We start from the raw sequence: 12962 nt of genomic DNA, 5'->3' as shown, positions 1-12962 counted from the left end.
ATCTGACGAGCATATCCTGCTTAATCCTTATTTATATAACAAGTACACACTACTGAGGAGGCAATTATAATGGAAAATCTACGTAAACAAGATCCAGAGGTTTTGAAAGCAATGGGACTGGAATTGCAGCGCCAACGCGATAACATCGAGCTAATCGCATCAGAAAATATCGTAAGCGAAGCTGTTCTGGAAGCTTTGGGTTCTGCTTTGACGAACAAATATGCGGAAGGCTACCCAGGCAAACGCTTCTACGGCGGCTGTGAGCATGTGGACATCGTTGAAGATATCGCACGCGATCGTGCAAAAGAGCTGTTTGGCGCAGACCATGCCAACGTACAGCCGCATTCCGGCGCACAAGCGAACATGGCTGTTTATTTGGCGGCGCTTAAGCCTGGCGACACGGTACTGGGCATGAATTTGGCACATGGCGGCCACTTGACGCACGGCAGCCCGGTTAATGCTTCCGGCTTGCTTTACAACTTTGTAGCATACGGCGTAAATGAAGAATCCTTCACGATTGATTATGAAGAAGTTCGCAAAGCGGCATTCAAGCACCGCCCTCGCATGATCGTAGCTGGCGCATCTGCATACCCGCGTATTATTGATTTCGAAAAAATGGCTAAAATCGCCAACGATGTAGGCGCGCTATTTTTTGTAGATATGGCTCATATTGCAGGTCTTGTGGCTGCTGGTCTTCATCCTAACCCAGTGCCGCATGCACATTTCGTTACAACAACAACGCACAAAACGCTTCGCGGTCCTCGCGGCGGCTTGATCTTGTGCCGTAAAGAGTGGGCAGCTGCGATCGACAAAGCGGTATTCCCAGGTACACAAGGCGGCCCTCTGATGCACGTTATTGCGGCTAAAGCAGTAGCGCTCGGCGAAGCTTTGCAGCCATCGTTCAAAACATACGCGCAAAACGTTGTGAAAAATGCCGCGGTTCTTTCCGATACGCTCGTTGCAGAAGGCATTAACATCGTATCCGGCGGCACAGACAACCACCTGATGCTGATCGACACGCGTTCCCTGAACATCACAGGCAAGGAAGCCGAGCACGTGCTGGATTCAATCGGTATTACAGCTAACAAAAACGCGATTCCTTTCGATCCAACGAGCCCGTTCATCACTAGCGGTATCCGTCTTGGAACGCCAGCTGCCACTTCGCGCGGCATGGATGAGAAAGCGATGAAAGTAATCGGCGAAGTGATCGCTGTTACGCTGAAAAATCCGAAGGATGAGGCAACGCTAGAAAAATCCCGCCAAATCGTTCGCGATCTGACATCGCAATATCCGCTTTATACAGAACTGAAATACTAATCATAGACTTTTGAAAAATGCCGCATAGGGCTTCGGCCTCTATGCGGCATTTTTGCGTATAAACAAGCGTTTGAAGGCTTTCATACCATTACTAAAAGGGATTTTTATTCATTTTTGGCAGATGTATTATGCAGTAAAACCATTCGGCATGCTACAATAGTACAGACAAAGCTAAATGGAAGGTGATGGTACAGCCATGAGCAATACGATTTTTCTCGTTCTGATTTACGTTGTAATTATCGTACTTGTAATTGTAATCGTAACCCGAGCCAATCGTTCGCGAAAAAGAAATGATAATGGCCATTCGCTGGGCAAGCGAAGCTTGTCGTTAGCCTCTTGGCCGTCTGAGGAGCCGCCGCTTGCCCTGGGAGTTCCTTACCAGCATCCTGCCCGCCTGGCTGCCGAACGTCTTGAGGCTGCCCTTACGAATGATTTTGAAAGCCGGATCAAGGATCGGGTGCTCAAGCAGCTGCCGAGCTTGTCCGATAAGGAATGGAAATGGACCTTTTTCGAGCTGAAACGATTTTTTCTAATGTGCGGACTGCTTCGGGGAGTTCCGATGTACAGCGGCCGTGCGGATCTCATCTGGCATGAAATGCTGATGTTTACGCGGGAGTATGAGCTGTTTTGCACATCCTTCTGTGGCGGGCTGATTCATCATGCCCCGCACGCTGAAAATGAACGTCCAAATGTCGATGGCCGGGCCTGGTTTGACTGGGTATACGCAGAGCTGTTTCAGCAAACGCTGGCAAGCGGTCGGGTGTGGGGCGCCTTTTTCAAGACGCCGCTTCCTCGTGAGTGGATGGATGAGTTTGCAGAGCAATCGGAGCAGGGGCTGACGGAAAAATGGTTTAATGCCAATGCAGCGGCAGCATACCCCGATATGCAGAAGACGATAGATTATTTGCAGTGGCGCTTGAAATCGCAGCTGCATAATAGCGATGAGCAGGTTAAGCCTTATCCGGTGGGCGCCTCTTCCTCCTGGAAGGGCGGCTATGATCCGGCAGTTGGAGCGACAGGCATGCTGTCCGGCATGCTCATTTTTCATTCCATATCCGCTTCTTCGCCTAATGACTTTGCCGAGCAAATGAATGCAGCGCAGACAAAAGCCCAAAGAGATGCAAATGGCAGCGGGTCGTCGACATACGGCTGCGACGGATTGGGCTCCTCTCATGACCGTGATGATTCCAGCGGCGGCCATGACAGCGGCAGCGACTCATCCAGCTCCTGCGGAGGCAGTAGTGGGGGAGACAGCGGTGGCGGCTGTGGCGGCGGCTGCAGCAGCTAAAAACGGACGATTTTTCAAAGCGAAAAATCACAGGATGCATCAGGCCTTTTACAATGCTATAATATACGGGATTGTGTCTACAGATACAGAAATACGTTATCACACAGGAGGAATAACGCTCCATGAGCAAATTGGTCATCTGCGACCATCCGTTAATCCAGCATAAGCTGACCTTTATTCGGAATAAAGATACGAATACGAAAGATTTTCGGGAACTGGTTGATGAAGTAGCAACATTAATGGCATATGAAATTACAAGGGACATCCCGCTTGAAACGATTACCGTACAGACGCCGGTTGCGCAGACGCCATCGAAGGTCGTATCGGGACGCATGCTGGGTCTTGTTCCGATTTTGCGCGCCGGTCTTGGCATGGTAGAGGGTATTTTGAAGCTTATTCCTGCTGCAAAGGTTGGTCATATCGGCTTGTTCCGCGATCATGAAACGCTACAGCCAACGGAATATTATATCAACCTGCCGACGGATGCTCCGAATCGATTGCTCGTTGTTGTGGATCCGATGCTGGCTACTGGCGGCTCCGCAATCGCGGCTATTACTGCGCTCAAAAAACGCGACTGCGAGCATATTAAGCTGATGTGTCTAATTGCTGCGCCTGAAGGCGTGAAGGCCGTACAGGAAGCGCACCCGGACATCGATATTTATATTGCCGCGCTGGATGAGTGTCTGAACGAGAAGGGCTATATTGTTCCAGGTCTTGGCGACGCGGGCGACCGCATGTTCGGCACTAATTAGCGCCTGCCTGGCGCAAGCAGATTATAGGAGTGAATTGTTTTGTCCAAATTAAAAGTAATGACTATTTTCGGTACGCGTCCGGAGGCAGTTAAAATGGCGCCGCTTGTTCTTGAGTTGAACAAGCACTCGGACGATATTGAATCTATCGTCTGCGTAACTGCGCAGCACCGTCATATGCTGGATCAGGTGCTTGATTTTTTTGAAATCCAGCCGAACTATGATTTGAATGTGATGAAGGACCGCCAGACGCTAACGGAAACGACCGTACGCGTTTTGGAGGGCCTTGATCCGATTTTGGCGGAAGCAAAGCCGGATATCGTGCTGGTGCACGGTGACACACAGACGACGTTCCTCGCCAGCTACGCTGCTTTCCTGAAGCAAATCCAAGTTGGTCATGTGGAAGCGGGCCTTCGGACTTGGAACAAGCTGTCCCCGTATCCGGAAGAGATGAACCGCCAGCTTGCAGGTGTGTTGTCTGATGTGCATTTTGCTCCGACTTCTTGGTCGGCTAGCAATTTGCTCAAGGAGAACAAGTCGGAAAAGACGGTTTATGTGACGGGCAATACGGCAACGGACGTATTCCAATACACGGTGGATCCTTCCTTTGCTCACCCGGTTATCGACTGGGCTAAGGGGAAACGGATGATTTTGATGACGGCGCATCGCCGCGAGTCGCTGGGCGAGCCGCATCGCAATATTTTCCGTGCGGTAAAACGCATTGCCGATGAGCATGAGGATGTTGCCATTGTCTATGCCGTTCACCCGAACCCAGCCGTCAAAGAACCGGCAACGGAAATTCTCGGCGGCCATCCGCGTATTCAGCTTATCGATCCGCTGGATGTGTTTGAATTCCATAATTTTTATCCACATGCCTACATGATTTTGACCGATTCCGGCGGCCTGCAGGAGGAAGCTCCTTCGTTTGGAGTGCCAACGCTGGTGCTTCGCGATACAACAGAGCGTCCTGAAGGTATTGAGGCGGGTACACTTGAGCTTGTGGGTACGGATGAAGAGGTTGTTTACAGCCGGGCAAGCGCCTTGCTTAACGATGCTTCCTTGTATGAAAAGATGAGCCATGCGGCAAATCCATACGGTGATGGACAAGCTTCGACACGTATCGTGCAAGCTTTGCTGCATCATTTTGGAAGAAATTCTGAGCGTCCCGATCCGTTCACACAACGTTCATAGTTTACACATGGTCTTATAAATAGCAGCGCAATGCACAGCATACAGTTGTACTGTATGGTTTTGTCGGCTCTGAGGGCTTGATTTGACTGGCTTTTGGGCAATCTGTACAGTAAAACTATACAGGATTATCAATTGACAAACCTTGCGCCGCTTGGATAAAATAAATGAGGATTGACAGGGGTATGGGCCATGGATAAAAAGAACAGAAGAGACAATCCGCTGTTTGCCGCAGGTCTTGTCGGCGGGCTCGGACTGCAAGTCGCTATTTGTATCTTTTTAGGGTACTTTCTCGGATCGTCGCTCGGTGAACGCTTTGGCGGAGGTTCGGGTTGGACGGTTGGAGGCATACTGGTCGGTCTGGCTGTCGGTCTTCTCTCAGGCATTCTGCTTGTGAAGAAGGTAATGGAGGATGCCGATGGATAAAATAATGAACACTGCAGTAAGGTCGCTACTCTTCATGATGGGTGTGTGTCTGATTGTCTGGGCGTTTATGCCGAACTGGCGAACAGTTGCACTCGGTCTTCTACTGGGTCTTGCAGCGAGTTTCATGAATGCGTTTTTACTGAGGCGCAGAGTGGAAATGATTACGCTTAAAGCAGCAGGAGGAACCTCTCGCAGAATGGGTATGGGACTTGGAAGCCGCATCGCTATGGTGCTGCTGGTTGCCATGGTTTCTTATCGCTTTCCGGAAGACTTCAGCATGCCAGCCGCATTAATTGGCTGTATGGTTATGCCTTTTATTCTTCTGGTAGCAGCTTATATTCATAATAGAAATAAACTTTAGTGGAAAGGGGTGAGAATTTTACATGCATGAATTTCCGGTGTGGCAGCTCGGATCGCTGCAGATCGACATTTCAACGTTTATTGCGATAACGGTATCCGCCATCATCACCTTTGTTGTGGCGAGACTTGCTGTGCGCAATTTATCGGTGGACAACCCTTCCAAGATGCAAAACTTTTTGGAATGGGCCGTCGAATTTGTTCACAATCTGATTGCCAGCGCAATGCCGCTTAATCGCGTCAAGCCTTTCATTTCCTTGGGTATGACGTTGATTATGTTTATTTTCATCTCCAACCTGCTAGGTTTGCCTTTCGGTATCGTGACAGAAGTCCATCACGCTTATCCGGCACTAGGCATTACAGAGGAGCTGTTGCAGGAGAAGGGCGGACATCTGGAGCTGGCTTGGTGGAAATCACCTACGGCTGACCTTTCCGTAACAGCTGGTTTGGCGCTAATCGTATTCGTACTCGTCCATTATCTGGGCTTGAAAATGAACACGAAGCATTACGTGAAACACTATTTCCATCCATTTCCAATTTTTCTGCCGATCAACTTGATCGAGACAATCTCGAAGCCAGTAACTTTGGCACTACGGCTATTCGCCAACATCTATGCGGGCGAAGTGCTGATCTCGACCATTTTGATGCTGGGGGTTATCGGTACTCCGTTCCTCGCGGCATGGCAAGCGTTCAGTATCTTTGTCGGCGCAATTCAGGCCTTCTTGTTCACTATGCTTACGATGGTGTACATTTCACAGGCCGCAATTCACGAGGAAGACCATTAAGTTAAGCTTGATGCCTAGGATTTAATTACCCCCTAGGTTAGCAATACAAAACCAAAACGAGATATTATTGAGGAGGATTTTTAAAATGGAAGTATTGGCAGCAGCATTGGCAGTTGGTTTGGCCGCAATTGGCGCAGGTGTAGGTAACGGTATGATCGTCAGCAAAACAGTTGAAGGTATTGCTCGTCAGCCTGAGCTTCAAGGTAAATTGCAAACAACAATGTTTATCGGTGTAGGTATCGTCGAAGTTGTGCCGATTATCGGCGTAGTTATTGGCTTCCTTGCTTTCTTTAAATAAGTTAAAACACGTATCTGGCGGGGAAGGCCTAGCCCTCTTCGCCTTCGTTGTGATTGAGACAATTTTGTGGTAAGAAAGGAGTGGCTTTAATGGCATTGCATTGGACATCGACAGTATATGCGATAGTAGCTTTTTTAGTATTGTACTGGTTGCTGAACAAGTACGCATTCGGTCCGCTGCTCGGCGTTATGGAGAAACGGAGACAGCTCGTGCTTGAACAGATGAATACAGCTGAATCCAGCCGTAAGCAAGCTGAGCAGCAAATGGTTGAGCAGAAAGCGGCTCTTGAGCAGGCTCGTAAAGAGGCTTACGAAATTATTGAGCAATCGAGAGTTACAAGCAGCAAGCAAGCTGATGAGATCGTGAACACTGCTAAGACAGAGGCGTCGCGTTTGAAAGATGATGCTCTTAAAGACATCGAAAGCGAGAAAAACAAGGCAATTGCAGCACTTCGTTCTGAAGTTGGCGGCATCTCCGTTCAAATCGCTTCGAAAATCATTGAGAAGCAAGTCGATGAGAAATCACAAGAGCAGCTTGTTAATCAATACCTGAAAGAAGTAAGCGGCAAATGAGCCGGGACGCAGCGGTAGCGAAGCGCTACGCCAAAGCGTTGTTCGAGCTTGCACAGCAAGGCGGCATTATTTCTGAGGTAGAGCAGCAGCTGCAAGCTATTGCACAATCGCTTGGAGAAGATCTGGAAATCCAAAAGTTTCTAAGCTATCCGAATATTGATGCTTCGAAGAAGCTGGCCGTTCTTAAAGCCGCTTTCGGTGGAAGCATTTCCGAATTGCTGCTGAATACGCTGGAGCTGGTTTTTGTGCGCGGGCGTCAGGAGCTAATTGTGGAAATCTACGAAGCATTTACAAAAATCGCAGGCGAAGTGCTTAAGCAAGCGCATGCGACGGTATATACAGCTCGTCTTTTGAATGACGCAGAACTGGCAGAGGTTGCAGTACAGTTTGGCGGATTGACAGGCAAAACCATAATTGCTGAGCAAGTCGTAGAGCCTGCCCTTCTGGGTGGAGTGAAGGTCCGCATTGGCGACCGCCTTTACGATGGCAGCTTGTCCGGCAAGCTTGAACGGTTAGAAAAACAGTTAAAATCTAAAGCACTGTAGATAGGGGTGAGCGAATTGAGTATCAGACCTGATGAAATCAGCACGCTGATTAAGCAGCAGATCGAACAATATAAATCCGAAATTCAAGTCGTGGATGTTGGCACCGTTATTAGCATCGGTGACGGTATCGCTCGCGTTCACGGTTTGGAAAATGCGATGCAAGGCGAATTGCTCGAATTCTCCAACGGTGTTGTCGGCATGGCATTGAACCTTGAAGAAAGCAACGTCGGTGTCGTTATTCTCGGTCCTTACAAGGACATTCGTGAAGGCGATCAAGTAAAACGTACAGGCCGTATTATGGAAGTTCCAGTTGGCGAAGAGCTGCTGGGCCGCGTCGTGAACCCGCTTGGACAGCCGCTTGACGGCAAAGGTCCAATCAACACGAAGCATTCCCGTCCGGTTGAATCTCCAGCTCCAGGCGTTATCGACCGTAAATCGGTTCATGAGCCTATGCAAACAGGTATTAAAGCGATCGACGCAATGGTTCCAGTTGGCCGTGGTCAACGTGAGCTTATTATCGGCGACCGTCAAACAGGTAAAACAGCGATCGCGATTGATGCGATCATCAACCAAAAAGGCAACGGCGTAAAATGTATTTATGTCGCTGTCGGCCAAAAGCAATCCACTGTTGCTAACGTTGTAGAAACCCTTCGCCGTCACGGCGCTTTGGAATATACAATCGTTGTAACTGCAGGCGCTTCCGAGCCAGCTCCACTCTTGTTCCTGGCTCCTTATGCAGGTTGCTCGATGGGCGAATACTTCATGTACAAAGGCGAGCATGTACTCGTTATTTATGATGATTTGTCGAAACAAGCGGCAGCATACCGTGAGCTTTCCTTGCTGCTTCGCCGTCCACCGGGTCGGGAAGCTTACCCAGGTGACGTTTTCTATCTTCACTCCCGTTTGCTTGAGCGCGCAGCTAAGCTGAGCGATGCAAGAGGCGGCGGTTCCTTGACTGCCCTTCCTTTCATCGAGACACAAGCTTCTGACGTATCGGCATACATCCCGACGAACGTTATCTCGATCACTGACGGTCAAATCTTCCTGGAAGCGGACCTGTTCTACTCTGGTCAACGTCCAGCGGTTAACGTTGGTATCTCGGTATCCCGTGTCGGTGGTTCCGCACAAATTAAAGCGATGAAAAAGGTTGCCGGTACGCTCCGTCTTGACCTTGCGGCTTACCGTGAGCTTCAAGCGTTCTCGCAATTCGGTTCCGACCTTGATAAATCAACGCTTGCCCGTCTGAACCGTGGTGCTCGCACAATGGAAATCCTGAAACAAGGCGTTAACCAGCCGATGCCGGTTGAGAAGCAAGTAATCTCGATTTACTCTGCGGTTAAAGGTCATCTGGATGAAATTCCGGTTGCTGACATTTTGCGCTTTGAGAAAGAATTCCTGGCGTTCCTCGATTCCAATCACCCGGAAATCGGCAATTCGATCCGCGATACGAAGGATCTGGTTGCTGATAACGAGAAAGCCCTTGTTGATGCGATCAACAAATTTAAGAAAAGCTTTGCCGTATCGGCTTAATTTTGGAGCTTGTGAGGAACGATAGGTTCCTCTAAGTTCTTATATATGCTGCTCGTACCAATCATTAGGCTTCGCAGCCATCCCTTATAGCTTGCACGGCTCTATATCCGAGCTTGCGTACAGGAAAGCTGCGAGGCAACAAAGGCGGGTGAAACCAAATGGCTAAAGGTATGCGCGATATTAAACGCGAAATCAAGAGTAAACAAAATACGAAGCAGATTACGAAGGCGATGGAAATGGTCGCGGCTTCTAGGCTGAGAAGAGCGCAGGAAGCTGCACAGGCATCCCGCCCGTATTCAGAGAAGCTGAAGGAAGTTGTGGCTAGCATCGCTGCTGGTACGAAAGACGTTAAGCACCCGATGCTGGAAAACCGTCCGATCAAAAAGACAGGTTATCTTGTCATCACGTCTGATCGTGGTCTGGCAGGCGGCTACAACGCCAACGTGCTTCGTAAGGTAACGGACACGATTCGCAGCAAGCATAAGTCGAACGATGATTTCGTATTGTTCGTCATCGGCAAGAAGGGCCGGGATTATTTCCGCCGCCGCAATATGCCGATCGTAGAAGAAGTAACCGGCCTTCCGGATGCTCCTACGTTTGCAGATATCAAGATCGTAGCTTCGACAGCAGTTCAGAAATTTGCCGACGGCACTTTTGACGAACTGTACGTGTATTACAATAAATTCGTTAATGCCATTACCCAAATTCCTACGGAAATGCGCCTGCTGCCGCTTGATTCGGTAGATGGAAGCGCAGCTTCTACAGCAGCGTACGAATACGAGCCATCGCCGGAAGGCGTGCTGGAGGCATTGCTGCCTAAATATGCGGAGACGCTTATTTACAGCGCATTGCTGGACGGCAAGGCAAGTGAGTTCGGTGCTAGGATGACGGCTATGGGCAGTGCGACGAAAAATGCGACGAAGATGATCAGCGGTTTGACGCTTACGTACAACCGTGCTCGTCAAGCGGCAATCACACAGGAAATTTCCGAGATCGTTGCAGGAGCGAATGCTGCTCAATCTTAGGTAACACACTACGCGAGCAGAAGCCCTGAGAGAGGCTGCTCTGCTGGCTAGTAACAAGAAGGAACCAGGAGGGAATACCATGAAAAAAGGACGCGTTGTATCCGTCATGGGTCCGGTCGTCGATCTAGAGTTCGAACGCGGCAACCTGCCGGAAATTTTGAACGCTGTCAAAATCGAGAAGAAGGGCGAAAATGGCGGTGTAGATATTAATCTAACGCTTGAAGTCGCTGTTCACCTCGGTGACAATAAAGTCCGTGCTGTAGCGATGAGCACAACAGACGGTCTTGTACGCGGTACTGAAGCCATTGATACTGGCGCTCCAATCACGATTCCGGTTGGCGCTCCAACACTCGGCCGTGTATTTAACGTACTGGGACAACCGATCGATGAAGCTGGCGATGCTACTTCTTCAATCAATCTTCCTATTCACCGTGAAGCTCCTGCTTTCGACGAATTGTCGACACAATCGGAAATTCTCGAAACAGGAATTAAAGTTATCGACTTGCTGGCACCATACGCAAAAGGCGGTAAAATCGGCCTCTTCGGCGGCGCGGGCGTAGGTAAAACGGTAACGATTCAAGAGCTGATCAACAACATCGCACAAGAGCACGGCGGTATTTCCGTATTCGCGGGTGTTGGTGAGCGTACGCGTGAGGGTAATGACTTGTACCACGAGATGAAAGACTCTGGCGTACTAAGCAAAACAGCAATGGTATTCGGACAAATGAATGAGCCGCCAGGCGCACGTCAGCGTGTAGCTCTAACGGGTCTGACAATGGCTGAATATTTCCGTGATGAGGAAGGCAAAGACGTACTTCTGTTCGTCGATAACATCTTCCGTTTCACACAAGCAGGCTCCGAGGTTTCGGCCCTTCTAGGCCGTATGCCTTCCGCGGTAGGTTACCAGCCAACACTGGCAACTGAAATGGGTCAACTGCAAGAGCGTATTACATCAACGAAAAAAGGTTCGGTTACTTCGATCCAAGCGATCTATGTACCTGCCGATGACTATACGGATCCAGCTCCAGCAACGACGTTTGCCCACTTGGATGCAACGACTAACCTTGAGCGTAAAATTTCCGAGATGGGTATTTTCCCTGCGGTAGATCCACTTGCTTCATCTTCCCGTATCCTTAGTCCGGATATTCTTGGCGAAGAGCATTACAATGTAGCTCAAGGCGTTAAGAAAATTCTTCAGCGCTATAAAGAGCTTCAAGATATTATCGCGATTCTTGGTATGGACGAGCTGTCCGAGGAAGATAAATTGACCGTTGCTCGCGCACGTAAAATTCAACTCTTCTTGTCTCAGCCGTTCCACGTTGCCGAGCCTTTCACAGGCATCAAAGGTAAATATGTACCAGTTAAAGAATCCGTGCGCAGCTTCAAAGAAATTCTCGAGGGCAAACATGACAACCTTCCGGAAGAAGCTTTCCGATATGTAGGTGTGATTGAAGAGGCCGTGGAGAAAGCCAAAACGCTGTAGTAGCGAAAGGCGGGAGGAATCCACATGAGTACCTTTTTGGTAGAAGTCGTTACTCCTGAGCGTAAAGTGTACGCGGAGAATGCGAATATGGTTAGTGTAAAAGGCGTTGAAGGCGAGCTTGGCATTTTGCCAAACCACATTCCGCTCGTAACACAGCTTCGTATTGCACCAGTTGTAATCAAGCGCGATGGAAAAGTTGATGTTATTGCTGTAAATGGTGGTTTTATCGAGGTTCGTAAAGATAAAATCGTTATTTTGGCGGAAAGCGCCGAGCTTGCGACCGATATTGATCTTGATCGTGCGAAAGCAGCGAAAGCTCGTGCTGAGCAGCTTCTGTCTGCCAAACGCGATGAAATCGATTTCCGCCGTGCGGAGCTTGCTTTGCAGCGTGCAATGAACCGTATTGGCACAGCGAAAAAATAATACTTGATACCCAAACACCGTTAATGTCCTGTAAGAGGCGTTAGCGGTGTTTTTTGTAAATGACAACGCAGGAGAGGAGCCCTCCACTATGATTGATATTCATACACATATTCTTCCCGGTATTGATGATGGTGCGGCCCGCCTGGAAGATTCGGTTGCACTGGCAAGAGCGGCTGCTGCCGAGGGAATCAAAACGATTATTGCGACCCCCCATCACCATAATGGGAGATATGTGAATCCGGCCCAAGCTGTAGAAGAGCTGACTCGTACGCTCAATGAGCTGCTGCAGGAGCTGGATATTCCGCTTGTTGTGCATACCGGACAGGAAGTGCGGCTGCATCAGGAGCTGCTGGACCACTTTCAGCAGGGAAGCTTACTGACGCTGGCGGGTTCATCCTACATGCTGCTAGAGCTGCCATCCTCCCATATTCCGAAAAATACAGAGCAAACCGTCTATGAGCTTGGATTGCTCGGCGTTCATGCAATTATTGCCCATCCGGAGCGGAACGCGGCCATCATTCAGCAGCCGGAGCGGCTCGAAGAGCTTGTACGGCTTGGTGCATTTGGGCAAGTGACGAGCCATTCCCTGCTGGGCGCTTTCGGCAAGTCGGTGGAGCGAGCCTCATGGAAGCTGTGTGAAGCGGGACTTATTCATCTTGTGTCATCTGATGCGCATCATGTGGAGCGCAGAGGATTTAGGCTGAAGGAAGCGTATGACCGAATACAGAAGGTTATGGGCGCGGAATGGTCGGATTATTTTCAGCAAAATGCTGCTTTGCTATTAAGGGATGAGGCCCTTGCTGATGCGCCAGATTGGCAGGGCAGTGCTGCGGCAAACCGCTGGCAGGCTTTTAAAGCATTTTTCAAGAAGTAAGGGATTTTCATTTATATTTATCAAATGAGCCTTTTGAACTAATCATTCAACATAATGAGCAAACCAATCAATTGTACGGAATTCGTGCAGATGATTGGTTTT

General features: G+C 49.3%; 15 protein-coding genes. All 15 read left to right on the top strand.

Annotated features, from left to right (window positions below; genetic code table 11):
- Nucleotides 1-69: 69 nt before the first annotated feature.
- The 15 genes from glyA to MHB80_RS27595 all read left to right on the top strand — a co-directional run bounded on the left by glyA (nucleotide 70) and on the right by MHB80_RS27595 (nucleotide 12860).
- Nucleotides 70-1317, top strand: coding sequence for a serine hydroxymethyltransferase (gene glyA, locus MHB80_RS27665; RefSeq protein WP_341279930.1), 1248 nt, complete (start codon nucleotides 70-72; stop codon nucleotides 1315-1317).
- Nucleotides 1318-1513: 196 nt separating this feature from the next.
- Nucleotides 1514-2605 (top strand): hypothetical protein, encoded by a 1092-nt coding sequence (locus tag MHB80_RS27660; protein ID WP_341279929.1) that lies wholly within the window; start codon nucleotides 1514-1516, stop codon nucleotides 2603-2605.
- Nucleotides 2606-2727: 122 nt separating this feature from the next.
- The gene (upp, locus tag MHB80_RS27655; RefSeq protein ID WP_341279928.1) at nucleotides 2728-3357 is read left to right on the top strand and encodes a uracil phosphoribosyltransferase; all 630 of its coding nucleotides are present in this window, start codon (nucleotides 2728-2730) and stop codon (nucleotides 3355-3357) included.
- 39 nt (nucleotides 3358-3396) lie between these two features.
- Nucleotides 3397-4545: a UDP-N-acetylglucosamine 2-epimerase (non-hydrolyzing) gene (gene wecB, locus MHB80_RS27650; protein ID WP_341279927.1), complete on the top strand. Its 1149-nt coding sequence runs from the start codon at nucleotides 3397-3399 to the stop codon at nucleotides 4543-4545.
- Between the two features lie 189 nt (nucleotides 4546-4734).
- Nucleotides 4735-4968 (top strand): AtpZ/AtpI family protein, encoded by a 234-nt coding sequence (locus tag MHB80_RS27645; protein ID WP_099518189.1) that lies wholly within the window; start codon nucleotides 4735-4737, stop codon nucleotides 4966-4968.
- Nucleotides 4961-5329: an ATP synthase subunit I gene (locus MHB80_RS27640; RefSeq protein WP_341279926.1), complete on the top strand. Its 369-nt coding sequence runs from the start codon at nucleotides 4961-4963 to the stop codon at nucleotides 5327-5329. The genes MHB80_RS27645 and MHB80_RS27640 overlap by 8 nt, the downstream gene beginning before the upstream one ends.
- A gap of 22 nt (nucleotides 5330-5351) precedes the next feature.
- Nucleotides 5352-6110, top strand: coding sequence for a F0F1 ATP synthase subunit A (atpB, locus tag MHB80_RS27635; RefSeq protein ID WP_341279925.1), 759 nt, complete (start codon nucleotides 5352-5354; stop codon nucleotides 6108-6110).
- An 85-nt stretch (nucleotides 6111-6195) separates the two neighbouring features.
- A complete protein-coding gene (gene atpE, locus MHB80_RS27630) occupies nucleotides 6196-6408 on the top strand; it encodes a F0F1 ATP synthase subunit C (protein WP_056036771.1) in 213 nt (70 codons plus the stop codon).
- 89 nt (nucleotides 6409-6497) lie between these two features.
- Nucleotides 6498-6980: a F0F1 ATP synthase subunit B gene (gene atpF, locus MHB80_RS27625; protein WP_341279924.1), complete on the top strand. Its 483-nt coding sequence runs from the start codon at nucleotides 6498-6500 to the stop codon at nucleotides 6978-6980.
- Nucleotides 6977-7525, top strand: coding sequence for a F0F1 ATP synthase subunit delta (locus tag MHB80_RS27620; protein WP_341279923.1), 549 nt, complete (start codon nucleotides 6977-6979; stop codon nucleotides 7523-7525). Before atpF ends, MHB80_RS27620 begins: the two co-directional genes overlap by 4 nt.
- 15 nt (nucleotides 7526-7540) lie before the next feature.
- Complete coding sequence (gene atpA, locus MHB80_RS27615; RefSeq protein WP_056036781.1) at nucleotides 7541-9055, top strand: F0F1 ATP synthase subunit alpha; 1515 nt, start codon at nucleotides 7541-7543, stop codon at nucleotides 9053-9055.
- Between the two features lie 158 nt (nucleotides 9056-9213).
- A complete protein-coding gene (gene atpG / locus MHB80_RS27610) occupies nucleotides 9214-10080 on the top strand; it encodes an ATP synthase F1 subunit gamma (RefSeq protein ID WP_341279922.1) in 867 nt (288 codons plus the stop codon).
- 79 nt (nucleotides 10081-10159) lie between these two features.
- Nucleotides 10160-11563, top strand: coding sequence for a F0F1 ATP synthase subunit beta (gene atpD, locus MHB80_RS27605; protein ID WP_341279921.1), 1404 nt, complete (start codon nucleotides 10160-10162; stop codon nucleotides 11561-11563).
- Between the two features lie 24 nt (nucleotides 11564-11587).
- Nucleotides 11588-11986, top strand: a complete 399-nt coding sequence (locus tag MHB80_RS27600) for a F0F1 ATP synthase subunit epsilon (RefSeq protein WP_341279920.1) — start codon at nucleotides 11588-11590, stop codon at nucleotides 11984-11986.
- An 88-nt stretch (nucleotides 11987-12074) separates the two neighbouring features.
- On the top strand, nucleotides 12075-12860 hold the full coding sequence (locus MHB80_RS27595; protein WP_341279919.1) for a CpsB/CapC family capsule biosynthesis tyrosine phosphatase: 786 nt from the start codon (nucleotides 12075-12077) through the stop codon (nucleotides 12858-12860).
- The last annotated feature ends 102 nt before the right edge of the window (nucleotides 12861-12962 follow it).

The organism is Paenibacillus sp. FSL H8-0537 (genome assembly GCF_038051995.1).
Taxonomy (GTDB): Bacteria; Bacillota; Bacilli; order Paenibacillales; family Paenibacillaceae; genus Pristimantibacillus.
This window is presented reverse-complemented; position numbering and strand designations above follow the sequence as displayed.

Coding starts and splice junctions, on each gene's coding strand:
- MHB80_RS27600 (WP_341279920.1), top strand. CDS start 11,588: ATGAGTACCTTTTTGGTAGAAGTCGTTACTCCTGAGCGTAAAGTGTAC.
- MHB80_RS27660 (WP_341279929.1), top strand. CDS start 1,514: ATGAGCAATACGATTTTTCTCGTTCTGATTTACGTTGTAATTATCGTA.
- MHB80_RS27640 (WP_341279926.1), top strand. CDS start 4,961: ATGGATAAAATAATGAACACTGCAGTAAGGTCGCTACTCTTCATGATG.
- glyA (WP_341279930.1), top strand. CDS start 70: ATGGAAAATCTACGTAAACAAGATCCAGAGGTTTTGAAAGCAATGGGA.
- MHB80_RS27620 (WP_341279923.1), top strand. CDS start 6,977: ATGAGCCGGGACGCAGCGGTAGCGAAGCGCTACGCCAAAGCGTTGTTC.
- atpB (WP_341279925.1), top strand. CDS start 5,352: ATGCATGAATTTCCGGTGTGGCAGCTCGGATCGCTGCAGATCGACATT.
- atpE (WP_056036771.1), top strand. CDS start 6,196: ATGGAAGTATTGGCAGCAGCATTGGCAGTTGGTTTGGCCGCAATTGGC.
- upp (WP_341279928.1), top strand. CDS start 2,728: ATGAGCAAATTGGTCATCTGCGACCATCCGTTAATCCAGCATAAGCTG.
- MHB80_RS27645 (WP_099518189.1), top strand. CDS start 4,735: ATGGATAAAAAGAACAGAAGAGACAATCCGCTGTTTGCCGCAGGTCTT.
- atpG (WP_341279922.1), top strand. CDS start 9,214: ATGGCTAAAGGTATGCGCGATATTAAACGCGAAATCAAGAGTAAACAA.
- MHB80_RS27595 (WP_341279919.1), top strand. CDS start 12,075: ATGATTGATATTCATACACATATTCTTCCCGGTATTGATGATGGTGCG.
- atpF (WP_341279924.1), top strand. CDS start 6,498: ATGGCATTGCATTGGACATCGACAGTATATGCGATAGTAGCTTTTTTA.
- atpD (WP_341279921.1), top strand. CDS start 10,160: ATGAAAAAAGGACGCGTTGTATCCGTCATGGGTCCGGTCGTCGATCTA.